Here is a 25,011-nt window from a genome sequence, read left to right as displayed (position 1 = left end):
GACGGTGGTCTGACGGGTTCTGCACGGCAAGGGGCCGCCGGGCGGCCCGCGGGGTCAGCCGGGACGCAGTCCCTCGTGGGCGATCTCCAGCGTCTCCACCGCCGCCTGGGAGTTGGACGGGTCGAACGACGGTCCCTCCCAGCGCACCGGCACGATGCCGAAGACCTGCCAGCTGATGATCGGCGTCAGGTCCGGCCGCAGCGCGACGATTTCGCCGTCCTTGGGCTCCACCCGGCGCAGTGTCTCGTCCAGCCAGCGGGCGATCTTGGCGGTGTCCGCGGTGACCGGGCGGGTGAACGTGATGTTCGACCACGTCACGCGCCCCGGGAGCTGGTGCGTGAAGCCGTTGTTGCCGCCCTCGGCGTAGCTCTCCATCTCCACCTGGGCGCCCATGCCGGAGCACGTGTGGAAGGCGCCCAGGTCGTTGCCGCCGATGGCGAGCCGGAAGAACACGCTCGTGGCGAAGATGCTGTCCGTCATCCGTTCTGGCTTCCTCTCTCCCGCCCTCAGCGGCGGCCGTCGTGCGGGCGGCCGATACGGTCCCGGCCGCGGCGCAGCTCGGTGCGCAGCAGCCGGGCGACCGGATCGAGCAACCGGCGTGCCAGGTCGTCGAGTTCGGCCGGATCGGTGCCGTGGTTCTGGTGCTGCGCGCCGGTTGCGGGCGCCGCTGCGCCGGTGGCGGCGCGACCCGCGGTACTGCGCTGGACCTGCGGCTGGGACTGCGCCCGCGGCTGGGCCTGCGGCTTGGGGACCGGGGTGACCGGGACGCCCGCGGGGATGCCGAAGTCCGCGCCGTTCAGGGCGCTGCGCTGGACGACGGGGACGACGGGGACAGGGCCGGGAGCGGTGCTCCCGCCGGGGACGGCGGGGCGGGGCTGGACCAGGGGCACGACGGGCGGCGCGCTCGCGGAGGCCAGCGCGCCGGGGACGGCGGAGGGTGCGGGGGCGGGCGGCGCCGCGGGCCGGACGAGCGGCGGCGGGGCCGAGCCCGTTTCCGCACGCTGGACCCGCACCGTGCCCGGGTCCTGGGCGCCGGGCCACCGCGGGGCCACCACGGGCGGGGCCGCGGCGGCGGGGAGCGGGGCGGCGCCTTCGGGGGCGCGCGTGCTGGGGGTGAGCCCGCGGGCGGTGAGCAGCGGGAGGGCGCGGGCCGCCGCCGGGGCCTGCGCCGGGAAGAGGGTGAGCGGGCGGGTGCCGCCGCCGCTGCCGCTGCCCGCGAGGGAGCGTGCGACGACGACGGGGGGCGGACCGGAGGGGGCCGGACGCCGGGCGGACACAGGGGCGGGCGGCGCGGTGGCCGCAGGGGCCGCCGGGGTCGCAGGCGTACGGGACCCCAGGGCACCCGGGCCGAGCACGGGGGCGGCCGGGGCCCGCCGGGCGCCACGCGGCGCGCCGGGGATCTCGGCGGTGGGGGGCATGGTGGAGAGGGGAGCGCCCAGCCCGCTGCGGGGGCGCTGGGCGGGGGTGGTGTCCGGCCGCGGTGTGTCGGGCGCACCGTCCGCCCGCTGGACGACGGGCATCCCGCCGCCGGGCGCGCCGCCCGCCGCCACCGGCCCCGCGCCGTCCGGGAGCGCGGCCGCCGGAGCACCGAGCGGCGCGCGTCCGCCGAGCGGCGGCACGGCCCGCTGCACGACGTCGCCGCCCGCGCCGCCGGGGCGGGCGCCGCCCGCGGATGCCGCCGCCTGGTGCGCCGCGGCTCCCGCGCCGCTCCCGGCCGCCGCCCGGCCGTGCCCGCCGGGGCTGACGCCGCCCCGCGGGGCGGCGCCGGGCGCCGCGGTGTCCGCGCCGCCGCCGGGCGAGGCCGTTCTGGGCCCGCCTCCCGCCGGGTGCCGTTCCGCCGCCGCGCCCGTGCCGTCCGGGGCACCCTCCGCGCGCTGCACGACGGGCATGCCCCCTGCGGCGGCGGGTGCGGCCCCGGGGACGGGCGCCACCGGCGCCGCCGCGTCGGGCAGACCGCCCAGCGGATCACGTCCGCCGAGCGGCGGCACCGCGCGCTGCACCGCGCTGCCCGGCGCCGTCGCTCCGGAGGAGTCGCCCGCCGCGCCGTCGCTTCCGGAGCGCGTTCCGGCCGCGGGGGCGTCACCGCCCGGCGTCGTACCGGAGGGGCCGCCCCGCGCACCACGGTTCCCGGCACCGCCCGGCGCGGCACCGGGCACGCCCTGGCCGGAGGGCGCCTCCGCGCGCTGCACGACGGGCATCCCGGTGCCGGAGGCGGAAGCCATGGGCACGGCGGTGTCCGGGAGTCCGGCCATGGGAGACCCGAGCGCACCGCGGCCGCCCAGCGGCGGCACCGCCCGCTGCACCGCGCTGCCCGGCGCCGTACCGGCGCCCTCACCCGCGGCACGCGGGGTCGCGGCGGCGCCGCCAGCGCCCGCGGGGTCCACGGGCCCCGGGGTTCCCCCGCCCGGTGTCGTGCCGGGTCCCTCGCCCGCGGGGCGCGCTACGCCGCCGCGCGCCGGGCCGGACCGTTCCCCCGCGCTGACCTGCGCGGGAGCGGACGGGGCGCCGCCCGCGGCATCCTCCGCACGCTGCACGACGGGCATCCCGCCCGCGGCCGCGGGTGCGGGTGCGGCCCCGGACGCGGGCGCCACCGGGGCCACCGCGTCCGGCAGTTCACCGAGCGGGGCCCGCCCCGCGAGCGGCGGTACGGCCCGCTGCACGGAACCCGCGCCTTCCGCACCGGCGGCGGAAGCGGCGCCCTGCGCCCGGCCGCCCTCGGCCCCGGCGTCGTCCCGCGTCCCGCCCGCCCGCGGCCCGGAGCCCGGACCGTCCGAAGGCTCCTGCGCCCGCTGCACCACCGGCATGCCACCGGCGGCCGCCGACGCGGCACCCGCCCCGGCGCCCGGCGCGGACGCCTCCCGCGGCGCGGCGCCCGCGGGCGTGCCCAGCGGTTCCCGGCCGCCCGGGGCCGCCGCGGGCTGCGCCCCGGGCTCCTCCTGCGGGCGCCGGACGGGGGCCGCAGGACGCAGCGCGCTCAGCCGCCGTAGCGCGGGCCGGGCCGGGCGGCGTGCGACGACCGGCGAGGGCCCCACCGGGCGGGGCCGCACGACCGGGACGGCCCCGGCGGAGTCGCGGCCGCCCGCGGCGGTGTTCCGGGCAGCGCCAGCGGTGTTCCGGGCGCCACCGGCGGTGTTCCGGGCGCCACCGGCGGAGTCGCGGCCGCCCGCGGCGGGCGGGGCCTCGCCCGTGCCGGGCACGACGGCGACCCGCCGGACGAGCGGTATCGGCACCTCCGCCGCCGGGCGCACCGGGGCGCCGGCAGCGGCCCGCTGCACGGCAGGGGCCGAGCCGGTGAGCGCCGCCGGTGAGCCGGTCTCGTGGGCGAGCGGCCGGGACGTGCCCGTCCCGCCCCCGGGCGCCCCCGATCCGCCCGGTGTCCCGTCCGGCACCGCGCTGAGCAGCAGCGGGCCCCCGCGCCCGGCGGCGGAGGACGAGGAAGGGGAAGGGTCACCGGCCGGCGGGCGGGCGACACCGCGGGCCACACCCGCGGGCGCGCCCGGCGACACCGCGTGGCCGAGGCCGTTGTCGAACAGCGGGTTCTGCCACGACGCGAGGCGGCCCCGGAAGACCAGACCGTCGCTGACACCCAGCGCGGAACGGGCGACGGTCAGTTCGGGCGGCGACGTGCGCCGCCACCCGCCGTCCCACCCTGCGGGCAGGGACCGGGCCGCCCCGGAACCGCCCGCAGCGGGACCGCCCGCTGCGGCGTCCGCACCCGTGGAGGGGCGTGCGGCCGCGTCCCGCCCTCCGGCGGCCCCACCCGCGTCATCCGCCCCCGCGGTGGGCGGCCCGGCGGGCCGGCGGTTCAGCCTGTCCCGCCATGCCATGTGCTCAACCGCCTTCGTTCATACGGGTGTTGATGCGCGCGATCTCGTTCACCCACTGGCGCCGCTCGTCGTGCGTGAGGTCGAGGATCTCCTCGCGCGCCCAGTGGAAGTGGTAGGCGATGTACGCGATCTCCTCCCGCAGCCGGGGGAGTGCGTACGTCACGATTCCCCCAGGCGCCCGCCCGAGAGGTCGACCTCGAAGCCGCCGTCGCAGTGCGGGCAGGTCACGGCCGCGCGGGTGTGGCCCTCGCTGTTGACCCGCCGGTAGAAGTCCTGGAGGAAGGCGACGTCGGTGGCGTACATCCGCTCGACGATCCCGGCGTGGACGTCGGTGATCGGGCCGAGCCGGGTGATGACCTGGCTGAGCAGGACCACGCTCAGATACGCCGGGTTCTCCTTCACCCGCAGGTCGATCTGCGGGCGCAGCTCGTCGCGGGCGGTGGCCAGCCGCATGGCGCCGTGCCGGTGCACGACCCCCTCGTCGTCCACGTAGCCGCGCGGCAGCTCGAACTCGAACTCGTCGCGCAGCACCTGCTGCCGCCGGGCGGCCGCCGGGGCGGCGGGGGCCGGAGCCCCCGCCGCGCCCGCGGTCTCCGCCGGCTGCTCCGCCGCGCGGGCGAGCGGTGCCGTGGCCTCGAGGATCTCCTCCAGGCTGCCCGCGCTGACCGTACGGCGCCTCATTCGACGACGATCTCCTCGAACACGATGGTCACGGACTCGGTGGCCGCGGACGACTGGCCCGCGTTGAGGGACGGGCCCTCCCACTTGGACGCCCAGCCCTGCATCAGCTGGATGCGGCGGACCGTGTTGCCCTCGGAGTCCTTGATCTCGATCGTGAGGTTCTGCCGAGCGGTGTTGACGGCGCCCTTGTTGAGCGTCTCCTTGATCCACTTGGTGAATTCACTGCTCTTGTCGATGCCGCGGGTGATGGTGATCTCACCGGCCAGCCGGGCACCGGGCTGCTTGCGGATGATCTGCTTGCCGTCCGAGCTGACCTGCCGGACCTCGACGACCTCCTCCTCGACGGTCAGCCCGCTGATCTCCTGGATCGACTCCACCAGGTAGCCGCCGAGCTGCACGCCGAAGATGTGGGTGGAAAGCGCGTCGCCCTCTGCCATGACTTCCGGTCACCTTTCCTTGCTGCGTCGCTGGTTCGCGGTCGCGTCCGTGGTCACTCGTCGATGAGGCTGGTGCTGTCGGAGAACTGCGCCAGCCGGAAGACCACGAACTCGGCGGGCTTGACCGGGCAGACGCCGATCTCGCACACGACCCGGCCCTGGTCGATGGACTCGGGCGGGTTGTTGTCACGGTCGCACTTGACGTAGAAGGCCTCGTCGGCGGTGCGGCCGAACAGCGCGCCGCGCCGCCACTCCTCTGTGAGGAAGGCCGTGACGTTGCGCCGGATGCTGGACCACAGCCGGTCGTCGTTGGGCTCGAAGACCACCCACTGGGTACCCAGCAGGATGGACTCCTCCAGGTAGTTGAACAGCCGGCGCACGTTCAGGTAGCGCCAGGCCGGGTCGGAGGAGAGGGTGCGCGCGCCCCACACGCGGATGCCGCGGCCGGGGAAGGCGCGCACGCAGTTGACGCCGATCGGGTTGAGCAGGTCCTGCTCGCCCTTGCTGAGCCGCAGCTCCAGGTCCACGGCGCCGCGGATGACCTCGTTCGCGGGCGCCTTGTGCACCCCGCGCTCGACGTCGCTGCGCGCCCACACGCCGGCGATGTGGCCGCTCGGCGGGACGGTGGTGTTGTGGCCGAGCGCCGGGTCGAAGACCCGCACCCAGGGGTAGTAGAGGGTCGCGTAGCGCGAGTCGTAGCCCGCCTCGTCGTTGCGCCAGGTGCGCACCTGCTGCGCCGTGAGCCCGGGAGGGGCGTCCAGCACGGCGACCCGGTCGCCCATCTGCTCGCAGTGCGCGATGACGGCGAGCTGCACGGTGCGCACGCCCTCGGCGTCGATCGCACCGCGCTGGTAGGCGCTCATCAGGTCCGGGACGGCGACCATGGTGATCTCGTCGATCGTCTCCAGGCCGCCGAAGCCGGTACGGGCCGCGGTGTCGCCGACGTACTCGGACGGGCTGAGCCGCTGCACCTCGCCGGAGCCGCCGCGCCCCGCGGGGGCCGGGCCGTCGGCCAGCGCGGTCACGCCGTTGGCCGGGCGGGTCTGCGTGCCGCCGCGCTTCTCGGCGACCTCGACGTAACTGGAGCCGCGCGCCTGGGTGACCAGGTAGGCGCGGACGTTCTTGCGGGTGGAGGCGTCGAAGGTCTCCACGACCTTGTCCCCCTGCTTCACCAGCAGCTTGAAGCGGTCCTCCGCGGGGCTGTCGCCTTCCGCGTCGGCGACCTCGACCGTCAGGCCGCTCGCCCCGGGCCTGGCCACGACCGTGAAGCCGCCCAGCTCGACGGGCTCCGCCGAACCGACGGCCTTCTGCGTGGTGTCCGCGCCGGTGCCCGCCGCCCCGCCGATGCGCACGACGTAGGCGGCGCCGCCGCCGTTGGCGAAGTAGCCGTAGACCGCGTGCGCCAGGTAGGTGCCCTCGGTGAAACCGCCGAAGGTCTGGCTGTACTGGTCCCAGCTGGTCACCAGGGTCGGCGCGTGGAACGGGCCGGCCTCGGCGAAGCCGACGAACGCGGCGACGGCGGTGCCGACCCCCTCGATCGGCCGCGCCCCGGACTGCACCTCCTCCATGTACACACCCGGGGTGAGGTACGTCGCCATACTCGCTCCTTCGCGTCCATACCGGCTGCGGATCAGCTGTCTCCAGGCCGAGTCTGCGGAGCAGACCCCCGGGGCGGCCAGAGACGGGCGGACCTGCCGGGGGGCAGGCCCGCTGCCCTTTGCGGACCCGCAGCGTGACCTCGCGAGCGCGCTGCGGCACCTTCCGCCCGGCGTCCGGCGCGAAGGGTGACAGCGCAGGTCGCAGCGCCGGAAGGGCCGTTGCGGGGTGTCCGGCGGCCCCGCGCGGGGGCCCGCTCAGCTCTCCGCGATCTCCCCCAGCCAGGGGCCGAACTCGCCCGCCAGGACCAGGCGGCCGAGCTTGCGGTACTCCTGGGCGACGGCCGTCACCGCCTGCCGCATCGTGAGCGGGCCGCCCGCCTCCGCCGCGAGGTAGGCGGCCGTCACCGCGCAGGCGCGGATGGAGCCGCCCGCCAGCTCGAAGCGGTCGGCGCAGAAGCCGAGGTCGAGGTCGGCGGCGCGCGGCAGCCGGTCGCCGAGGCAGCGCTCCCACAGATCCCGGCGGCGGCCGGCGTCGGGCACGGGGAAGTCGGCGACGACGTCGATCCGGCGGGTGAAGGCCGGGTCCAGGTTGGCCCGCAGGTTGGTCGTCAGGACGGCGATGCCGTCGAAGGACTCCATGCGCTGGAGCAGGTACGCCGACTCGATGTTGGCGTGCCGGTCGCTCGCGTCCTTCACCTCCGAGCGCTTGCCGAAGATCGCGTCGGCCTCGTCGAAGAGCAGCACCGCGTTGACGGCGGAGGCCTCGGTGAAGATCCGCTCCAGGTTCTTCTCGGTCTCCCCCACGTACTTGTCGACGACCGTCGACAGGTCCACGACGTAGAGGTCCATGCCCAGGTCGGCGGCGACGACCTCGGCGGACATCGTCTTGCCGGTGCCGGACTCACCGGAGAACAGCGCGATGACGCCGCGCCCGCGGCCGCCGCCCGGCCGCATCCCCCACTGCCCGAGCACCTGGTCGCGGTGCCGGGCCCGCAGCGCCAGCTCGCGCAGCCGGCGGTGGGTGGGCGCCGGCAGGACCAGGTCGTCCCAGCCGACACCGGGCTCCACCCGGCGGGCCAGCCGCTCCAGGCCCGCGCCGTTCTGCGCCCGCACCGCGGTGCGCAGGTCGTCGGCCGTGACCGGGCGGGCGGCGAGCGCGGCGGTGCGTACGGCCACGTCGGCGGCCCGGCGCAGCTGCCGGGCGTCCAGCCGGTGGGCCGCGACGGCGGCGGCGAGGGCCGCGGCGTCCTGCGTGCCGGGGTCGCCGGGGGGTTCGGGCGTGCCGCCGGGTCCCGGGGCGGGGCCCCCGGGCCGTGCGTCCAGGGCGTCCGGCCGGTCCGCGGCGCGGGCGGCCGCGTCCCGCGTGCCGGGCTGGTCAGGGCGTACGGCTCGCGCCGCCTCGGCCAGGGCGTGCCGCCAGCGGGCGGCCTGGCGCTCGGGGGAGGGGGCGGGGACGGTCAGGACGACGGGGCTGTCCGCCGCCCACGCCGGGTCCCATGCGGAGGTGCCGTGCGTGAACAGCGGGATGCCGCGCAGCGCCGCACACAACTCCCCCAGCGCGCGGGCGCGTTCGGCGGGCCGGTCGGGCAGCGCCTCCAGCGGGCCGAGCACCGCCCCGGCGCCGGTCAGCCGCGCCTCACGGGCGGCGGCGCGGGCGATGTCGGGCACCTCGGCCGCGCGCGGGGCGAGCGCCGCCGCGTCGAGGACGAGCGGGCGCAGCCCGGCGGCGCGCAGTGCGGCGACGGCGAGGCCCTCGGCGTCGCCTCCCCGGCTGCGCAGGTGGACCAGGCCCGTCCCGGTGGCCGCGGCGGCGGCGGCCGCCCGTACGTGCTCCGGCCCGGCCGCCGGGTCCTCGGCCGCCTCGCGGAGTACGGCGGCGAGCCGGGTGTCGGGCCGGGAGCCGCCCAGCAGGTGCGCGGTCACCCGGTCGGGCACCGCCAGCGTCCGGGACAGCGGGGGCCGTTCGGGTTCGGCGACCTCCAGCAGGCCCCCGTCGACGAGCGGCGCGCCGGGGGCGAGCCGGAAGCGGGCCGCGGACGTGCCCGTCCGGCCGCACAGTTCGAGCGCGAGCCCCACGGTGGGGCGGCGGCGCGTCAGGTCGTCGTTGAGGTAGCCGTACAGCGCCTCGAAGCGGGCGTCCAGGTCGGGGGCGAGGGCGACGAGCAGCAGGTCCAGGTCGAGCGCGGTGAGCCCGAAGCGGGCGGCGAGCCCGTCGAGCACCGTCCCCGGCGCGGGACGCCAGCTGCCCGCGGGCGGCATGCCGAGCCCGCCGGGAGCGTCGAGGATGCGCTGCGCGGCCTCGGGCGTGAGGTACTGGCCGCGGTAGGGGTCCTCCGGATCCGGGTCGTCGGCACGCCGCGCCTCGACCGCCCCCCGGACGCGCACCTCGACGACCGCGAGCCGCTCCCAGAGGTCGAACTCCGCCTCCCCGGCGGGATCCTGCGCCGCGTCCGGCTCCCCGGGCCCCCCGGGCACAGCCTCTTCCGCGACACTCGCGGCGGCGGTGCTCACGGCTGGCGCTCCCCGCGGCGGCGGCGGGCGGGCGGCGCGCCGCGCTCGCGGGGGCCCGCGAAGCCGTCCCGGCCCGGGTCGCTGACCTCGGTGTAACGCAGCCGGCGGCCGGGTTCTGCCTCCTCCGCCGCGTGCAGGGGGTCGGTCGTACGCAGCACCAGGCCCTCCGTGACGGGCGGCGCGGTCTGGCGGGTGACGCCGGCGAGCGGGGCACGGACCCGTACGGACACCGAGGCCTTGAGTTCGCCGCCGAAGGCGGACCAGACGTCGGCGGCGGCGGGCGCGTCCATCGCGGTGCCGGCGGTGTCCAGGCCCACCTGGAGGTTCAGCTCGGCCAGGGAGCCGCCGAGCAGCCGGGCGGGCAGCGTCTCGGTGGAGGTCAGCGTCGTGAGGACCTGCGAGAGCAGCATGTGCTCGTCCTGCGGCCGGGTCGCCCACGCCGTGACGAGGTAGGTGAGGTCGAACCAGCGCGGCGGGGTGCGCCGCCCCACCACGTGCCCTTCCTCGTCGTAGATCTCCCCCGCGCCGTTGCCGCGGCGGCTGACGTCCTCGCGAATGTCGTAGAGGAAGACGCACACCGTGGGGCCGCCGCGGCGCGCGGCCCAGTCCTTCGTGGGGGCGTCGAAGACCACTTCGACGCCCGACGTTTCGAGGCCGGATTCGGTGATGAGCCGCCCGAGTGCCTCGTCGACCTCGTGGATCACCGGCGGGTCACCTCGTCGGGCGGCTGGATGCTGCCGCTGACCACCAGGAAGTCGACGGGCTCGCAGGTGAAGCCGGGGCCCGTGGCGGTGATGGTGCGCGGGCCCGTCTGGTCCTTGCTGAGGATGAGCAGCTGCCCGATGAAGGTGCCGTCCGTGCCGGGGTGGGTCGGCGCGGCGGAGGCGGTGATGCCGGGGTTCCACGTGAAACGTACCGGGACGCCGGGCGGGAAGTCCTTGCCGCGCACCGAGGTCACGAAGCCGGGCCTGCCGATCGGCGGCACCGCGATGATCACCGGCTGGAGGATCCGCAGCTTCTGCCGCGCCGTGTTGTCGCCCGGGTCGGCGTCCGTTCCGGTCGTGGTGAGGCGGCCGGTCACGGTGCCGGTGAGCGCCTTGTCGGGGCTGAGGACGACGGTGACCACGGCGCTCCTGCCCGGCTTGAGGTCCGGCAGCGCGCACACCCAGGAGCTGTCGCAGCCGGGCGGCGGGGCGGAGTGGGGCAGGCCTGCGGGCAGCCCGATGTGCAGCCGCAGGCCCGTGGCGAGGGCGTTGCGCCCGTTGCGCACGGTGTACGTCACGACGACCTTGCCGCCGACGTAGCCCGGGTCGGGCTGCGCGGTGACGTGCACCCCGGGCCCGGCCTCGGGCGCGGGCGGGGCGGGCGGCGGGGGCGGCGGGGTGGTCGCCGGCGGGGGTGTCGTGGGCGGCGGGCCGGTGGGCGGCGCCTCCTGCACGGGGACGACCGTCCTGCCCGCGTTGTCGTCGGGCAGCGGGTCGACGACGGCGCCGGTGACGGTCCAGCCGATGGACCCGTCGCCGGGCACGTCACCGGCCACGGTGACGGTCACCGGCACGCTCCCGCCCGGCGGCACGACACCGACGCCGCACTGGAGCGAGGCGGCCTGGCAGGTGCCGCCGGGCCAGGTGATGCCGGTGATCCGCACGCCCTCGGGCGGCGCGATCGTCAGGACGGTGCCGGGCGAGGCGGCCGGGCCGTGGTTGACCACGTTCACCGTCACGGTCGCGGACCCGCCGACGGTGACCGCGGGCACGGTGCCCGGCGCGTCCACCGCGAGGTCCACGGACTGCTGGACCGACGGCTCCTTCTGCCGGCCGGGCAGCTCCGCGGTGAGCGGGGTGACGGTGCCGGTCGCGACGTCCAGCAGCCGCAGGTGCTCCGGACTGTTGGGGGCGGCCTCCGCGCGCGAGGTGAAGACGAGGCCCTTGCCGTCCGCCGTCCAGGCCGCGTCGCGCGGCTGGAAGGGCCCCGTCCGCGAGGTGTCGGGCAGCTCCGTGGTGCAGGTGTTGCCGCGCGCGCCCTGCGGGAGCAGCACCGTGCAGCCCTTGCCGTCCGCGGTGACCTGGAGCAGCCCGTCGTACTCGCCCGCGCGGCAGTCGCAGTTCTTGCGGTTGAAGACGATGCCCTTGCCGTCCGGGGAGAAGGCCGGGCTGTCGTCGATGACCGCGCAGCCCGCCGGGCAGTTCTTGTCGGTCACGTCGTTCTGGTCGGCGAGGTCCGCTAGGCGCGCGGTCCAGATGTGCTTCCGGCCGCCCTGGTCCGTGGTGTCCCGGGTGAAGGCGAGCATCGTGCCGTCCGGCGACCACGTGGGCTGCGCGTCACGTCCCTGGGCCTGGTCGGCCGGCGGGGTGATCCTCCCGTCGATCTTGCCGGTCTTCGCGTCGGCGATGAGCACCTGGCTGGGGCCGGCCGCGTCCAGGACGCCGCCGGGCGAGGTGCGGGTGAAGGCGAGGTACTTCCCGTCCGGGGAGAAGGTCGGGTCGGTGTCCCAGTCGGTGGCCGAGCGGTCGCCGAGCGGCACGGGATCGACGTTGCCGCCGTCCGCGTCGGTCAGCCAGATCCGCTCCGTGCGTGCGGAGTCGGGGTTGCCGGGGTCGACGTCCTCGAAGCGGGTGACGGCGATGCGGCGGCCGTCCGGCGTGTAGTTCTGCCGCTCGCTCCACGGGTCGTAGCCGGCCGCGGGCACGAACAACGGGTTCTTCGCCGGGTCGGTGTTCGTCCAGGCCGCCGGGTCCTCCTCCAGGATCGTCACCCCGAGGTCGCGCGGGTCGGAGCCGTCCATCCGGACGTCCTGGAGGGTCGCGGTACGGGGGTTGGCCGCGGTGTCGCGCTCGACGACCGCGCCTCCGCCGTCGACCGGGCCGGCCCAGGTGGGCGAGGAGACCTCGCGGTCCTCGGTGAGCACGAGCGACGGCTGCCCGCCGGAGCGCAGGGTGGTGCGGAAGACGTGGTCGTAGTCGCCCTCGCAGCCGCAGGTGATCTCGGGGCTGAGGAAGACCACCTCGTCCCCGTCGGGCAACCAGGATGCCCCGTGGGCCCGCCAGGAGCTGTAGTCGCCGGCCATGAACGGCTGGTCGGTGGTGCCGTCCGTCACCCGCAGCCGCGGGCTGCCGTTCGCCGCGGCGGCCGCGACGGCCCTGGCACCCGTCAGGCGCGGGCCGCTGCCGGGCGGGATCGTGGCGGTGTAGGCGACGAGGTCGCGGTGGCCGTCGTCGTCGACCGGGTTCCACACCGGTTCGGTGGCCGGTCCGTTGGCGGGGTCGCTGAGCAGGGTGACCGGGCCGCCGTCGAGGGCGCGGACGTAGATCTGGGTCCCCGTCAGCGGATCGGTGTCGCAGCTGAACGCGATCCGCTTGCCGTCCGGGGAGACGGTGGGGCTCTCCTCGTTCTCCGGGGTGTCGGTGAGCCGCTTCAGCCCGGTGCCGTCGGTGTGCACGAGCCACAGGTCGCGCTCGGTGCCGCCGAGCGCGGCCGGCTCCGCGGAGTCGAAGACGACCGAGCCGCCGTCCGGGGTGAGCCGCGGGTGCGCGGCGTCCCGGCCGGTCGTGAGCTTGCGCACCGAGCCGTCCGCGGCCCGCAGGTAGACCTGGGGCTTCGGCTCGTCACGCAGGCTCGCGAAGACCAGCTGGTCGCCGAGCGCGGCCGGCTGGGTGTCGAAGTGCGTGGGGCTGCCGCCGAACAGCGGGGTGCTGTTCCTCGTGTCCTCCGCCGTCACCTGCCCGAGGCTGCGGTGCCTCGTGCCCGCGTACGTGATCCGGTCGTCGGTGCCGGCCGCGGCCGCCGCGCGCGGCGTGGCCGAGCCGCCGCCGCTTCCCCCGGCGGCCGCGGTGGCCCCCAGCAGCGGGACCAGCAGCAGCAGCGACACCCCGGCTCTTCCCAGGCGGAAGCGCCTGCGGGGGTCGGCAGGTCCGGTCACGGGTCCCCTCCCAGGGTGCTGCGGCGTACGGGTGCGCACGGCGCGGGGCCGTACGGGTTCGATCCCGCCAGCCTGCCGCGCGGCGCCGTGCGGGGACAGGGCTGCGGGGCCGTACCCGGGGGAAGCGCCGGTGTGCTTTCGGGTAGCCGCGGCTCCCCCGGCGTACGGCCGAACGGCGGTCAGATCAGCCCGTTGCGCAGCGCGTAACCGACGGCGTGGGCCCGGTTGCGCAGCTGGAGCCGCGTGGTGACCTCGTGCAGCACGTTCTTGACGGTGCGTTCGGAATACGCCGTCTTGCGGGCAATCTCCGCGGTGTCCATCCCCTCCGAGACCAGCCGCAGCATGTCCGCCTCCCGTGTGGTCAGGCTGGACAGGGACAGGCCCTGCGGCTCCAGCTCCGAACGGTGCAGGCTCGCGACGTGCGTGAGCAGCTTGCCGAGCATGTCACCGGGGAGTACGCCCTCACCGTTGGCGATCGCCTTGACCAGGTGCACCAGCCGGTCCTGGTCGGCCTCGGCGCGGCGCATCACGGCCGCCACTCCGCACTCGATGACACGCTGCAGCGCGCCGGGGCCGAGGCTGCCGGCTATCAGCCCGGTGCGCGTGGCCCTGTTGTGCCGCAGCCGGTGCAGCAGCGCGGCGACCTCGTCGTCGACGCCGTCCACGACCACGAGGGTGACCTGGGCCTGGTCCGTGTCCGGTCCGTCGACCAGCTCGACCTCCGGCCGCTGGCGCAGCTGCTGGACGATGCCGACCCGCAGGACCAGGTCGGCGGCGTGCACGGCCACGGTCACCCGGGCCGGACGGCTGTTCAGTAAAGCCCGGGGCGCGGAGTCCGCCCGGGCAGTGGCGGGTTCTGGTGACGGGGCTACGGACATGGCCAAGGCTCTCCTCTGCGCATGACACGAGTGTCATGCGTTCCGCAAGTTCTGAAGGCGTTCGGTGACGGGGTTTCGGGTGCATCGGATGCACGCGGGGGCGGTCGGTGGCGTCGGAGGAGTACGCCGGCGAGGGTCGCACGGGCCGTTGACCGATTGCGTGTCAGCCGCATGAATGGAACAACTCTGTTCAACAACACCATAGTTGACCGGACTTCCCGGGCATTACCTCTGCCCCTGTATTGCCCTCGTCACACCTCGTGTCGACCCCGCGTACAGACATACGCTCGTGTGCGTGACGCCTTCTGCAGCCTCTTCCGGAACCGGTGCGCCCGGTCTCGACATCCCGGAAGTGGCGGTCGCCCCCGGCGGCACCGCCACGACCACGCTCACCGTCCGCAATGACAGCGACATCGTCGAGGCGTACGGCTTGGAAGTCGTCGGGGACTGTGCGCCCTGGACGACGGTGGAGCCCGCGCGGGTCTCCCTCTACCCCGGCACCTCCGAGACGGTGACGATCCGCCTGGATCCGCCACGTTCCCCGGAGGTACGGGCAGGTGCGGTGCCCCTCGCGGTACGCGTGCTGCCCGCGGAGCACCCCGAAGCCGTGCGGGTGCCCGAGACCACCGTGCACATCGGCGAGTTCCACGAGCTGCGCACCGAGCTGCTGCCCCGCCGGCGGCGGGGCTGGCTGCGCGGCCGCTACCGGGTCGCGGTGCGCAACCAGGGCAACACCGCGGTGCGGGTGGGCTTCCTCGCGGGGCAGGCGGGCGACGAGCTGAAGTTCGCCTTCGCGCCGGCCCGGGTGCCGCTGGAGCCCGGCGAGTCCGCGGACCTGCGGCTGCTGGTGCGCACGGGCCGGCCGATCTGGTTCGGCAGGGCCGTGACCCGGCCGTTCACGCTGGCGCCGACCGAGTACGCCATGGAGCCGCTCACCCCGGAGATCCCGGTCACCGACGAGACCGCGATCCTGCGGCCGCCGCTCGACGGCGAGTTCGTCCAGATCCCGGTCTTCCCGCGGTGGCTGCTCGCGGTGCTCGCGGCGATCATCGCCCTGCTGCTCGCATGGTTCGCGCTCGTCCGCCCGGCGGTACGCAGCACCGCGAAGGCGGCCGCCAACAAGGTCGTCCACCCGCAGCCCAGCACCGGCGCCCAGAACGCCCCCGCACCCGGCGACGCCGGCGCCGCCCCCACCCCGACCCAGGCCGGCGGCACGCAGGCCGGCACCGGCGGCAGCGGCGGTACGAACGGCGGCACCGGCGGCACCGGCGTCACGGGCAGCCAGCAGAGCTCCCAGACCATCGACGTCAAGGCGTCCGGCGGCCAGACGAAGGCGGGCGTCTACCAGGTCCCCGCGGGCCAGGTCTTCCGCGTCACCGACCTCGTCGTCGCCAACTTCCAGGGCGACGAGGGCGTCCTGACCATCACCTTCGGCGACCGCAAGATCACCACGATCGCCCTGGAGACATTCCGCAACCAGGACTACCACTGGGTCACCCCGATCGAGGTCCAGCAGAACCAGACCGTCTCCGTCGAGGTCACCTGCCAGAAGCCCGGCACCCCGGCCACCGGCAAGCAGTCCGCCGGCTGCCACGAACTCCTCAACGTCAGCGGCCTGGTGGGCACCCTCACCACCAGCTGACCCCCGCCCGACGGAGGGCCCCGACCACCGGGTGGTCGGGGCCCTCCGCTTGTGCGTCCGAGGTCATCGCTTCCTCACCGTGCAGTGCTCGGCGCTCTCGTCGACGAGAGCGCAGCACTGGCCGATGGCCTCGCGGTACCGGCCGGGGGCGCCGTATCCCTCACCGGCCCGTCCGGCGACCCATCGCCGCCAGAGGCCGTCCGGGACGAGGAACCTCCTGAACGCGGCGTTCACCGGTCGTGCCGCCGCACCGCATGTGAGGAGCATCTGATGCCCGAGATCATCTCGGAAGCGCCCTTCCGCGGCGAAGGCAACAATTGCTTCCGCCTCCGCACCGATGCCGAGGGCAGCGCGCGTCACGACGGGCTGAGGCTTTCGCTCAGCCGCCGCGCCCGGGGGTCCGTGAAGGAGGCGAGAAGGGCGATCGCTTTTGCTCGTGCGGCGGCGGAGTCCCCGGGGGGAGAGGACGCGTCGAGGGCCGCTGCCAGGTGGGCGAGGGATTGTGCCGTCTCCCAGGTCTGGCGGAGTTCGCGGTAGGTGGTCTCCGCCCGGAGGTGGTGGTCGACCGATTCCTGGACGCGCCCCAGGGAGAGCAGTGCCTGGCCGATGCCGTTCCATGCGGCGGCCAGGCGGGAACGGTCGCCCAGCGGCTCCTGGAGTGCTGCGGCGCGCTGGTAGGAGGCGAGTGCGACGGAGGGGTGGCCGGTGGCGCGTTGGACGTCGCCGAGCGTCAGCAGCCAGTAGGCCTCGGCGGCCGCGCTGCGGATCTCGGCGGCGATGGCCACGGCCTGCTGGGCGTGGACCAACGCGGCTGTGGTGTCGCCGAGTTCGAGTTCCGCCGCCGCAAGGAGGTTGAGGCTGTTGCCTGCGGCACGGCGGTCACGATGGGTGCGGAAGACGCCGATCGCCCGGCGCAGGGGGCCAACGGCGCGGTCGGGGCGGCCGAGTTCGAGGTCCACCTGCGCGAGGTTGGCCGCGACACGTGGTTCCCAGAATCCGTCGTCCCGCGCGGCGAAGAGCGCTCTGCCGGCCTCCAGCGCCTCCCGCGCCTCCGCCAGGTTGCGCCGACGCAGTTCCAGCAGACCGAGGCCGTTCAGGGTCAGGGCCTCACCGAAGGCGTCCTGGAGAGTCCGGCGCAGGGCCAGTGCCTCCCGGTAGTGCTCGGCGGCGGTCGCCGGGTGCTGGGACTGGGCGTAGGCCATGCCCAGACTCTCGTGGAGTTCGGCCTCGGCGCTCCGGTCACCGTCGCGGCGGGCGGCGTCCAGGCCGATCCGCGAGGTGGCAAGCCAGTCCTGGAACGGATTGGTGATCATGTACACCGCCCGCAGGACCACGGCGAGCTGCCAGGCGACACGATCCAGTCCCGCGGCGGCAGCCGTGCGGACAGCGGCCACGAGATTGTCCCGTTCCGCCTCGTACCACCGCATCGCCTCCCCTTCGTCGGTGAACCGCAGCTCGGGCAGTCCGGGCGGGGCCGCGACCAGTTCCACACGGGGTTCCTGTGGTGCGACACGGGCCTGAACCGCGTCCGCCGTGTGCAGGTACCAGCTCAGCACCCGCAGGAGCGCGTCCCCGCGCTCCCGCGGGATCTCTTCCTGCCGGACCTGGTCGCCGGCGTAGGCGTGCAGCAGGTCGTGGAGGCGGTAGCGGCCGGACGCGGTCTGCTCGGCCATGTGCGCGGAGGCGATCACGTCGAGGAGACGGCGGGCCGTTCGCACGTCGGCCCCCGCAAGCGCGGCCGCGGCCGTGTCACTCACCTCGGGCCCGGGGTGAAGCCCGAGGAGCCGGAAGAGCCGGGCGGCGTCCGGCGGCAGCGCTCGATAGGACCACGTGATCACCGGACGCACCGCCTCGGACTCCTGGTCGTCGTCTGCTGACAGAACTTCCCAGCGGCCGGACTCGTCACGCAGCTCGCGGTTCAGCTCCGCCAGCCGTGTCCGCGGCATCCGCGCCGCACGCTCCGCGGCGATCCGGAGTGCCAACGGCAGCCGCGCGCACAGCGCGGCAAGCTCCGCCATGTGCTCGGGATCGTCCTCCTGCCGAGAGCCCGAGGTGACGCTGCGCAGCAGGGCGATCGAACCGTCCTCGTCCAGCACGTCCACGGCGAGCCGCTGTGCGCCCTCCCGGACGGCCAGGCCGGACAGCCGGTGCCTGCTCGTCACGACGGCAAGACACCCCGGGGTCGCCGGCAGCAGCGGCCGGACCTGGTCGGCGTCGGCCGCGTTGTCGAGGAGGATCAGCAACCGCCGGTCGGCGAGCCGGGAGCGGAAGTCCGCGGCCATCTGCTCGCCGTCGGCCCGGACGGCATCCTCGGGAGCGCCGAGACCGCGCAGGAAGCCTTCGAGCACCCGCTCGTACGCGACCGGGGCCCGCCGGTCGTAGCCGTGCAGATCGGCGTACAGCTGCCCGTCCGGGAACCGGTCGCGTACCGCGTGCGCCCAGTGCAGCGCGAGTGACGTCTTCCCGACGCCCGCAGTGCCGGTGACCAGGACGATCGACGCGCCGACGGGCTCGGCCCGGAGAATCCCGTCGAGCACGGCCCGTTCGCGGTGCCGGTCGACGAAACCCCTTCCGGCGAGGGGGAGCTGGCGTGGAACCGGAGGACCGCTGCGCTCGGCGGTGTGGAAGTGGATTCCCCCGTGCACGTCGTGGGCCTGCACGACGTCGCGGGCCACTCCGGACACCCAGGAGTGGACCTCCTCATGGCGCTCAGACACCTGTCGGGGGTGCGGTCCCGGCCACCTCGCGGGCGAAGTAGGCGCCGATGTCCTCACCCCGCGCGTACAGTTCCTCGATCCGGGCCACGACGCGGTCCCGCGACGCCCGGTCGAGGTGGCGCACGGCTCCCTCCAGGACGCCCGCTGCGTCGTAGCGGATCTCGTAGACCACATCGTCGTTGAGTGTGACCAACTCCGGTACGGTCCCCTCGCGTTCGTACTGAACGACATGCTCGGGCCCGATGACCCGGATCAGTTCCCCGCACTCGGCCCGCACACGCAGCAGTTCGAGCTCCCACCGCAGGTACGGCGTGAGCGGCCGCTCCACCACGCGGACCCGGAGCAGCCGGCAGGCGTGGCTCGCGGCGAGGCGGGAGAGGTCCAGCAACTCGCCGCGCCGTTCCGCGATCAGGCGCAGGGCCTGCTGCCAGTCACCCCGGACGAACGCCTCCCAGCTCGGATCCCCCGGCTCGCGGAAGTCCTGGCGGCGCTCCAGCTTCCAGGAGTCGTAGCCGTCGACGGCGAAGTCCCGTCGCCGGAAGTCCTCCCGATAGGCGTCGAGTTCCAACGGCTCGCCGTGCGGACCGCCGAGGAGATCACGCATTCGGGATCTGCGTCTTCGCCGCCAGCAGGGTGGCGCGCGGGATCACCACGAGGCGCTCTCCGCCGCCGATGACCGCGTCCTCGGGCAGCCCCTCGGCGTACACCGCGGTGAGGTCGCGACCGATCACCGCGAAGTCCCCGTTGTCGAGTTCCCAGATGTCCGGGCAGCCGTCCCGGCCCCCCGTCGTCCCCAGGTCGGACGGCGCCGCACCGACCCGCCGCAGCAACCGCGCCCGCGGATCGGCCTCCCACGCGCTACCCATGTACGCCGCCCCCATCCACCGCCGAGCCGTGCACCCAGCGTACGGAGGTGACCGCGGGGCGTCCACGTGCCCCGGCGAGAACGGGCCACGGGTACGGCGAGGGCCCGCCCCCCGGGAGGGGAGCGGGCCCTGCCGCGAAGAGACGGTTACTTCCCCAGCGGGGAGTCCGCCGGGATCGTGCCGAGGCGGCCGGCCTGGTAGTCGTCGAAGGCCTGGGCCAGCTCGGCGTGGGTGTTCATGACGAACGGGCCGTACTGCATCATCGGCTCGCGGATGGGGCGGCCGCCGAGCAGGACGAACTCGAAGTTCGCCGAGCGCGAGTCCTGGGTCTCGGCCGCCCGCAGGGTCAGCGCGTCGCCGGAGCCGGAGGCGTCGCCCTTGCCGAAGACGACGGCCTGGCCCATGCGGAAGGGGCGGGCTTCGGGGCCCGCGAAGCCGGAGCCGGCGAGGCCGTAGGCGAGGGCGTTGAAGTCCGCGCGCCAGGGGATGGTCAGTTCGGCGCCGGGGTTGAGGGAGATGTGCGCCATGGTGATGGGGGTGTGGGTGGCGCCGGGTCCGACGTGGCCGCCGAGGTCGCCGGCGATGAGCCGGATGAGGGCGCCGCCGTCGCCGGAGGTGAGCAGCTTGAGGCCGGAGGCGCGCAGGTCCTGGTACTTGGGCGGCATCATCTTGTCGGCCTTCGGCAGGTTCACCCACAGCTGGAGGCCGTGGAAGAGGCCGCCGCTGAGCACGAGCGACTCCGGCGGGGTCTCGATGTGCAGCAGGCCGGAGCCGGCGGTCATCCACTGGGTGTCGCCGTTGGTGATGGTGCCGCCGCCGCCGTGCGAGTCCTGGTGGATGAAGGTGCCGTCTATGATGTACGTGACGGTCTCGAAGCCGCGGTGCGGGTGCCAGGGGGTGCCCTTGGGCTCGCCGGCGGCGTAGTCCACCTCACCCATCTGGTCCATCATGATGAACGGGTCGAGGTGCCGGTAGTCGATACCGGCGAAGGCGCGGCGGACGGGGAAGCCTTCGCCCTCCAGACCGCTCGGGGCGGTGGAGACGGCGAGGGCGGAGCGGGAGTGTGCCTCGGCGGGTGCGGACACCCGCGGCAGGGCGAGCGGGTTCTCGACGGTCACGGCAGGCATGGGGGGCCCTCCTCGGGGACGGTGCACTTCCAATGTAGTTGAACACTGAACGTCTTGCCACGCGTGACCATTCCCTCACCCGATCGGGCACGAGGGCCCGGGGGCGTACGGGGCGTAACGGACTCAAGGAGCAGCCGGCCTCAGCCGTACATCCGGCGCATCGTGAAATCGACCATCTGTTCGACGGCCTTGGCGTCGAAGACCATACGGTGCTGCCCGTCGATGTCCAGCACAAAGCCGTAGCCGGTCGGCAGCAGGTCCAGCACCTCGGCGCCGGTGATGACGAAGTACTTCGACTCCTTGCCGGCGTAGCGGCGCAGCTCCTTGAGCGAGCTGAACATCGGGATGACGGGCTGCTGCGTGTCGTGCAGCGCCAGGAAGCCCGGGTTCTCGCCGCGCGGGCAGTACACCCGGGAGGTGGCGAAGATCGCCTGGAAGTCCTCGGCCGCCATCGAACCGGTGGTGAAGGCGCGTACGGCGTCGGTGAGCGAGGGCGGCGAGGGCTCGGGGTAGCCGCCGCCCATGGGGGGCGCGGCGTTCGGGTCGGCGTAGCCGTTCATCGGCGCACCGCCGGCGTCCGGGTAGCCCGGCATGGGCGCGGGCCCACCGGGACCCGGCCCCGGACCGGGATTCGCGCTCTGGTCGTAGCCGTACACGGCCCCTAGCGTAACGGCGCCCGCGCCCGGCCGGGCGCGGATCGATCCCGTCACATCCGGGGAGCGGGGCTTGCGCCTTATTACTGACGGGTAGCATCATGGGTGAGACGTTTTGTGACACCAGCAGCGATACGGAGCCGACGTCATGGGCCACTACAAGTCGAACCTCCGCGACATCGAGTTCAACCTCTTCGAGGTGCTCGGCCGCGACCAGCTGTACGGCACGGGTCCGTTCGCCGACATGGATGCCGACACCGCGCGCGACATCCTCGCCGAGCTGGCGCGACTGGCCGAGAACGAACTGGCGGAGTCCTTCACCGACGCCGACCGCAACCCCCCGGTCTTCGACCCCGGCACCAACACCGCCCCGGTGCCGGACACGTTCAAGAAGAGCTACCAGGCCTTCATGGACGCCGAGTACTGGCGCCTCGGCCTGCCCGAGGAGATCGGCGGCACCACCGCGCCGCGCTCCCTGATCTGGTCCTACGCCGAGCTGGTCCTGGGCTCCAACCCGGCGATCTGGATGTACTCCTCCGGCCCCGCCTTCGCGGGCATCCTCTACGACGAGGGCACGGAGCAGCAGAAGAAGATCGCCGCGCTCGCGGTGGAGAAGCAGTGGGGCTCCACCATGGTGCTCACGGAGCCGGACGCGGGCTCCGACGTCGGCGCGGGCCGCACCAGGGCCGTCCCGCAGGACGACGGCAGCTGGCACATCGAGGGCGTCAAGCGCTTCATCACCTCGGGCGAGCACGACATGGCCGAGAACATCATCCACTACGTGCTGGCCCGCCCCGAGGGCGCGGGACCCGGCACCAAGGGCCTGTCGCTGTTCATGGTCCCGAAGTTCGAGTTCGACCCGGAGACGGGCGAGCTGGGCGAGCGCAACGGCGTCTACGCCACCAACGTCGAGCACAAGATGGGCCTGAAGGCGTCCAACACGTGCGAGATGACCTTCGGCGACCGGCACCCCGCCAAGGGCTGGCTGATCGGCGACAAGCACGACGGCATCCGGCAGATGTTCCGGATCATCGAGTTCGCCCGGATGATGGTCGGCACCAAGGCGATCGCCACGCTCTCCACGGGCTACCTGAACGCGCTGGAGTACGCCAAGGAGCGCGTGCAGGGACCGGACCTGGCGCAGTTCACCGACAAGGCCGCGCCCAAGGTCACCATCACCCACCACCCCGACGTGCGCCGCTCGCTCATGACGCAGAAGGCCTACGCCGAGGGCATGCGCGCGCTCGTCCTCTACACCGCCTCCGTCCAGGACGCGATCCAGGTCGCCGAGGCGAACGGCGAGGACTCCCGCCGCCTGCACGGCCTCAACGACCTGCTGCTGCCCATCGTCAAGGGCTACGGCTCGGAGAAGTCCTACGAGCAGCTCGCGCAGTCGCTCCAGACCTTCGGCGGCTCCGGCTACCTCCAGGAGTACCCGGTCGAGCAGTACATCCGGGACGCCAAGATCGACACCCTCTACGAGGGCACCACCGCGATCCAGGGCCAGGACTACTTCTTCCGCAAGATCGTCCGCGACCAGGGCCAGGCGCTCACGGCGCTCAGCGAGGAGATCAAGAAGTTCCTCGCCGACGCGGCCGGCGGCGAGGAGCTGGCCGACGCGCGCGACCAGCTCGCCAAGGCCGCCGCCGACCTGGAGGGCATCGTCGGCACGATGCTCACCGACCTCGCGGCGACCGAGCAGGACGTCCGCAGCATCTACAAGGTCGGCCTCAACACCACCCGCCTGCTGCTCGCCTCCGGCGACGTGGTCGTGGCCTACCTGCTGCTGCGCGGCGCGGGCGTCGCCCTCGACAAGCTGCCGTCCGCCTCCGCGAAGGACGTGCCCTTCTACCAGGGCAAGGTCGCGGCGGCGAAGTTCTTCGCGACGAACGTCCTCCCGGGCGTCGCCGTCCAGCGGGCGATGGCCGAGTCCGTCGGCCTCGACGTCATGGACCTCCCGGAGGAGGCGTTCTGACCCGGTCCGGCCTCCGTCGGGCGGCCTGCTTCCCGGCGCCCTGACCTGCTGAAACGTCCCGCCTTCGCCTTTTCGGGTGAGGGCGGGACGATTGCGTGCGGGGCCGCCGGGCGGCGCGGCCAGAATCCGGGGATGACGAGCAGCACGACCCCCCGCCCCCGGGCGGCCGCCGACGCGCCGAAGCAGCCGGACGGCTCGCCGTGGCCCGTGCCCCCGCCGGGCGGCTACCGCCTGGCCGACCTCCTGCGCCTCGACCTGCCCCCGCGCGCCGAGCTGATCGACGGCAGCCTCGTGCTCCCCGGCCCGCAGCAGGAGTTCCACTCCGTCACCACCGACCTGCTCCTGCACGCGCTGCACGAGGCGGCGCCCGCGGACGTGCTGGTGCGCCGGCAGACGGCCGTGGTGCTCAGCGAGCACACCGCGCCCGTGCCCGACCTGATCGTCGTCAGATCCGGCGGCACCGACGGCACCGGCGGCCCGGAGCGGCGCAGCCACCCGGCGCAGGACGTCACCCTCGCCGTCGAGGTGGTCTCCCCCGACTCCCGGGAGCGCGACCGCGAGACCAAGCCGTTCAAGTACGCCCGCGCCCGCATCCCGCACTACTGGCGGGTCGAGGCGACCGGCCCCGACGACCTGCCGGTGGTCCACACGTACGCGCTCGACGTGCTGACGTTCGGCTACGTCCCCACGGGCATCCACCACGACCGGCTCAGGGTCGACGTCCCCTACCCGCTCACCGTCGACCTCACCGAGATCGCCCGGATGTGAGCCGCCGCCCGGGGCCGGGCCGGCGGTGAATCGGCTGGTTGGCTGTCGGGGCGGTTTCCTATGCTGGCCGGTATGAGTTCCGCACCGCGGGTTTTCGACCGCTCGCACACCGATGACCTGGCCGCCTTCGTCGCCTCGGCGCCCTCGCCCTACCACGCCGTCGCCGCCGTGGCGGAGCGGCTGGAGGCGGCGGGCTTCCGGCGGGTGGCGGAGACGGACGCGTGGGACGGCGAGCCGGGCGGCAGGTACGTGGCACGCGGCGGGGCCGTCGTCGCGTGGTACGTGCCCGCGGGGGCGCGGCCCGAGACGCCGTTCCGGATCGCCGGGGCGCACACCGACTCGCCCAACCTGCGGGTCAAGCCGCGGCCCGACATGGGGTCCGCGGGCTGGCGGCAGGTCTCCGTCGAGCTGTACGGCGGGCCGCTGCTCAACAGCTGGCTGGACCGCGACCTGGGCCTCGCCGGGCGGCTCGCGCTGCGCGACGGCTCGACGGTGCTGGTGGACGTCGGCCGGCCGCTGCTGCGGGTCGCGCAGCTGGCGATCCACCTCGACCGCGGGGTCAACGACAACGGCCTGACCCTCGACAAGCAGCGTCACCTCCAGCCGGTCTGGGGCCTGGGCGACGCGCACGACGGCGACCTCGTCGCCTTCCTCGCCGCCGAGGCGGGCCTGGACGCCGACGACGTCACCGGCTGGGATCTGATGGCCTACGACGTGCAGCCGCCCGCGTACCTGGGCCGGGACCGCGAACTGCTCGCCTCCGGGCGGCTGGACAACCTGCTGTCCGTGCACGCCTGCACCGCCGCGCTGCTGGCCGCCGTCGAGGCGGGCGGCCTCCCGCACATCCCCGTGCTCGCCGCCTTCGACCACGAGGAGAACGGCAGCCAGGCCGACACCGGTGCCATGGGCCCGCTGCTCGGCAACGTCCTGGAGCGCTCCGTCCACGCCCGCGGCGGCGGCTACGAGGACCGGGCGCGGGCGCTCGCCGGCTCGGTGTGCGTGTCCTCCGACGTCGGCCACGCCGTCCACCCCAACTACCCCGAGCGGCACGACCCGACGCACCACCCGCGGGCCAACGGCGGGCCGATCCTGAAGTCCAACGTCAACCAGCGCTACGCCACCGACGGCGCCGGCCGCGCCCTCTTCGCCGCCGCGTGCGAGACCGCGGGCGTGCCCTTCCAGCACTTCGTGTCCAGCAACGCCATGCCGTGCGGGACGACGATCGGCCCGATCACCGCCGCCCGGCACGGCATCACCACCATCGACGTCGGCGTGCCGATGCTCTCCATGCACTCCGCGCGCGAGCTGTGCGGCGCCGACGACCCGGCGTACCTGGCGGGGGCGCTCACCGCCTTCCTCCGGGCCTGACGGCCGCGGAGACGGAAGCGGGCCCGCACCCGGGGGTGGGTGCG

Annotated in this window: 19 protein-coding genes; 4 read left to right on the top strand and 15 right to left on the bottom strand. The window is 74.8% G+C overall.

Going from position 1 to position 25,011, the window contains the following annotated elements; translation table 11 throughout:
* Positions 1 to 54: 54 nt before the first annotated feature.
* From ACH4SE_RS02980 to ACH4SE_RS02935, 10 genes are all read right to left on the bottom strand, one after another.
* A complete protein-coding gene (locus ACH4SE_RS02980; protein WP_398541476.1) occupies positions 55 to 480 on the bottom strand; it encodes a phage tail protein in 426 nt (141 codons plus the stop codon).
* 26 nt (positions 481 to 506) lie between these two features.
* Complete coding sequence (locus tag ACH4SE_RS02975) at positions 507 to 3,827, bottom strand: hypothetical protein (protein ID WP_398541475.1); 3,321 nt, start codon at positions 3,825 to 3,827, stop codon at positions 507 to 509.
* Positions 3,828 to 3,831: 4 nt separating this feature from the next.
* A complete protein-coding gene (locus ACH4SE_RS02970) occupies positions 3,832 to 3,990 on the bottom strand; it encodes a DUF6760 family protein (RefSeq protein WP_199923323.1) in 159 nt (52 codons plus the stop codon).
* Positions 3,987 to 4,508: a hypothetical protein gene (locus tag ACH4SE_RS02965; RefSeq protein WP_398541474.1), complete on the bottom strand. Its 522-nt coding sequence runs from the start codon at positions 4,506 to 4,508 to the stop codon at positions 3,987 to 3,989. Before ACH4SE_RS02965 ends, ACH4SE_RS02970 begins: the two co-directional genes overlap by 4 nt.
* Entirely contained in the window at positions 4,505 to 4,945 is a 441-nt protein-coding gene (locus tag ACH4SE_RS02960) for a phage tail protein (protein WP_398541473.1), read from the bottom strand. The genes ACH4SE_RS02965 and ACH4SE_RS02960 overlap by 4 nt, the downstream gene beginning before the upstream one ends.
* A gap of 53 nt (positions 4,946 to 4,998) precedes the next feature.
* Positions 4,999 to 6,543: a phage tail sheath family protein gene (locus ACH4SE_RS02955; RefSeq protein WP_398541472.1), complete on the bottom strand. Its 1,545-nt coding sequence runs from the start codon at positions 6,541 to 6,543 to the stop codon at positions 4,999 to 5,001.
* Positions 6,544 to 6,798: 255 nt separating this feature from the next.
* Positions 6,799 to 9,018 carry an AAA family ATPase gene (locus tag ACH4SE_RS02950; protein WP_398541626.1) on the bottom strand — a complete coding sequence of 740 codons (2,220 nt, stop codon included), beginning with the start codon at positions 9,016 to 9,018 and terminating at the stop codon, positions 6,799 to 6,801.
* 32 nt (positions 9,019 to 9,050) lie between these two features.
* On the bottom strand, positions 9,051 to 9,758 hold the full coding sequence (locus ACH4SE_RS02945) for a DUF4255 domain-containing protein (protein ID WP_398541471.1): 708 nt from the start codon (positions 9,756 to 9,758) through the stop codon (positions 9,051 to 9,053).
* Complete coding sequence (locus tag ACH4SE_RS02940) at positions 9,755 to 12,973, bottom strand: hypothetical protein (RefSeq protein WP_398541470.1); 3,219 nt, start codon at positions 12,971 to 12,973, stop codon at positions 9,755 to 9,757. The genes ACH4SE_RS02945 and ACH4SE_RS02940 overlap by 4 nt, the downstream gene beginning before the upstream one ends.
* Positions 12,974 to 13,152: 179 nt before the next feature.
* A complete protein-coding gene (locus ACH4SE_RS02935; protein ID WP_398541469.1) occupies positions 13,153 to 13,851 on the bottom strand; it encodes a LuxR C-terminal-related transcriptional regulator in 699 nt (232 codons plus the stop codon).
* A 295-nt stretch (positions 13,852 to 14,146) separates the two neighbouring features.
* Here ACH4SE_RS02935 and ACH4SE_RS02930 point away from each other — a divergent pair, with 295 nt between their 5' ends.
* On the top strand, positions 14,147 to 15,493 hold the full coding sequence (locus ACH4SE_RS02930; RefSeq protein WP_398541468.1) for a hydrolytic protein: 1,347 nt from the start codon (positions 14,147 to 14,149) through the stop codon (positions 15,491 to 15,493).
* 356 nt (positions 15,494 to 15,849) lie between these two features.
* On the opposite strand, the gene ACH4SE_RS02925 is transcribed toward ACH4SE_RS02930, so the two are convergent.
* The 5 genes from ACH4SE_RS02925 to ACH4SE_RS02905 form a co-directional block, all read right to left on the bottom strand.
* On the bottom strand, positions 15,850 to 18,210 hold the full coding sequence (locus ACH4SE_RS02925) for an ATP-binding protein (protein ID WP_398541467.1): 2,361 nt from the start codon (positions 18,208 to 18,210) through the stop codon (positions 15,850 to 15,852).
* Positions 18,203 to 18,814 carry a DUF6879 family protein gene (locus ACH4SE_RS02920; RefSeq protein ID WP_398541466.1) on the bottom strand — a complete coding sequence of 204 codons (612 nt, stop codon included), beginning with the start codon at positions 18,812 to 18,814 and terminating at the stop codon, positions 18,203 to 18,205. The genes ACH4SE_RS02925 and ACH4SE_RS02920 overlap by 8 nt, the downstream gene beginning before the upstream one ends.
* Positions 18,807 to 19,076: a hypothetical protein gene (locus ACH4SE_RS02915; RefSeq protein ID WP_398541465.1), complete on the bottom strand. Its 270-nt coding sequence runs from the start codon at positions 19,074 to 19,076 to the stop codon at positions 18,807 to 18,809. The genes ACH4SE_RS02920 and ACH4SE_RS02915 overlap by 8 nt, the downstream gene beginning before the upstream one ends.
* Positions 19,077 to 19,222: 146 nt before the next feature.
* A complete protein-coding gene (locus ACH4SE_RS02910) occupies positions 19,223 to 20,203 on the bottom strand; it encodes a pirin family protein (RefSeq protein WP_398541464.1) in 981 nt (326 codons plus the stop codon).
* 140 nt (positions 20,204 to 20,343) lie between these two features.
* On the bottom strand, positions 20,344 to 20,859 hold the full coding sequence (locus ACH4SE_RS02905; protein ID WP_398541463.1) for an SseB family protein: 516 nt from the start codon (positions 20,857 to 20,859) through the stop codon (positions 20,344 to 20,346).
* Between the two features lie 145 nt (positions 20,860 to 21,004).
* Between ACH4SE_RS02905 and ACH4SE_RS02900 the strand changes: the two genes are divergently transcribed.
* From ACH4SE_RS02900 to ACH4SE_RS02890, 3 genes are all read left to right on the top strand, one after another.
* On the top strand, positions 21,005 to 22,831 hold the full coding sequence (locus tag ACH4SE_RS02900) for an acyl-CoA dehydrogenase (protein ID WP_398541462.1): 1,827 nt from the start codon (positions 21,005 to 21,007) through the stop codon (positions 22,829 to 22,831).
* Positions 22,832 to 22,963: 132 nt separating this feature from the next.
* Positions 22,964 to 23,599 carry a Uma2 family endonuclease gene (locus tag ACH4SE_RS02895; protein WP_398541461.1) on the top strand — a complete coding sequence of 212 codons (636 nt, stop codon included), beginning with the start codon at positions 22,964 to 22,966 and terminating at the stop codon, positions 23,597 to 23,599.
* A 72-nt stretch (positions 23,600 to 23,671) separates the two neighbouring features.
* The gene (locus ACH4SE_RS02890) at positions 23,672 to 24,967 is read left to right on the top strand and encodes a M18 family aminopeptidase (protein WP_398541460.1); all 1,296 of its coding nucleotides are present in this window, start codon (positions 23,672 to 23,674) and stop codon (positions 24,965 to 24,967) included.
* The last annotated feature ends 44 nt before the right edge of the window (positions 24,968 to 25,011 follow it).

Origin of the sequence: Streptomyces sp. NPDC020983 (genome assembly GCF_044333485.1) — a bacterium.
In the GTDB taxonomy this organism is placed as follows: Bacteria; Actinomycetota; Actinomycetes; order Streptomycetales; family Streptomycetaceae; genus Actinacidiphila.
The sequence above is the reverse complement of the archived record's forward strand: the minus strand, read 5'-3'. Positions and strand labels throughout refer to the sequence as shown.

Excerpts from the sequence above, each read along its gene's own strand:
- ACH4SE_RS02935 (WP_398541469.1), bottom strand. The coding sequence starts at position 13,851 with ATGTCCGTAGCCCCGTCACCAGAACCCGCCACTGCCCGGGCGGACTCC.
- ACH4SE_RS02910 (WP_398541464.1), bottom strand. The coding sequence starts at position 20,203 with ATGCCTGCCGTGACCGTCGAGAACCCGCTCGCCCTGCCGCGGGTGTCC.
- ACH4SE_RS02975 (WP_398541475.1), bottom strand. The coding sequence starts at position 3,827 with ATGGCATGGCGGGACAGGCTGAACCGCCGGCCCGCCGGGCCGCCCACC.
- ACH4SE_RS02890 (WP_398541460.1), top strand. The coding sequence starts at position 23,672 with ATGAGTTCCGCACCGCGGGTTTTCGACCGCTCGCACACCGATGACCTG.
- ACH4SE_RS02960 (WP_398541473.1), bottom strand. The coding sequence starts at position 4,945 with ATGGCAGAGGGCGACGCGCTTTCCACCCACATCTTCGGCGTGCAGCTC.
- ACH4SE_RS02900 (WP_398541462.1), top strand. The coding sequence starts at position 21,005 with ATGGGCCACTACAAGTCGAACCTCCGCGACATCGAGTTCAACCTCTTC.
- ACH4SE_RS02965 (WP_398541474.1), bottom strand. The coding sequence starts at position 4,508 with ATGAGGCGCCGTACGGTCAGCGCGGGCAGCCTGGAGGAGATCCTCGAG.
- ACH4SE_RS02915 (WP_398541465.1), bottom strand. The coding sequence starts at position 19,076 with ATGGGTAGCGCGTGGGAGGCCGATCCGCGGGCGCGGTTGCTGCGGCGG.
- ACH4SE_RS02895 (WP_398541461.1), top strand. The coding sequence starts at position 22,964 with ATGACGAGCAGCACGACCCCCCGCCCCCGGGCGGCCGCCGACGCGCCG.
- ACH4SE_RS02955 (WP_398541472.1), bottom strand. The coding sequence starts at position 6,543 with ATGGCGACGTACCTCACCCCGGGTGTGTACATGGAGGAGGTGCAGTCC.
- ACH4SE_RS02980 (WP_398541476.1), bottom strand. The coding sequence starts at position 480 with ATGACGGACAGCATCTTCGCCACGAGCGTGTTCTTCCGGCTCGCCATC.
- ACH4SE_RS02920 (WP_398541466.1), bottom strand. The coding sequence starts at position 18,814 with ATGCGTGATCTCCTCGGCGGTCCGCACGGCGAGCCGTTGGAACTCGAC.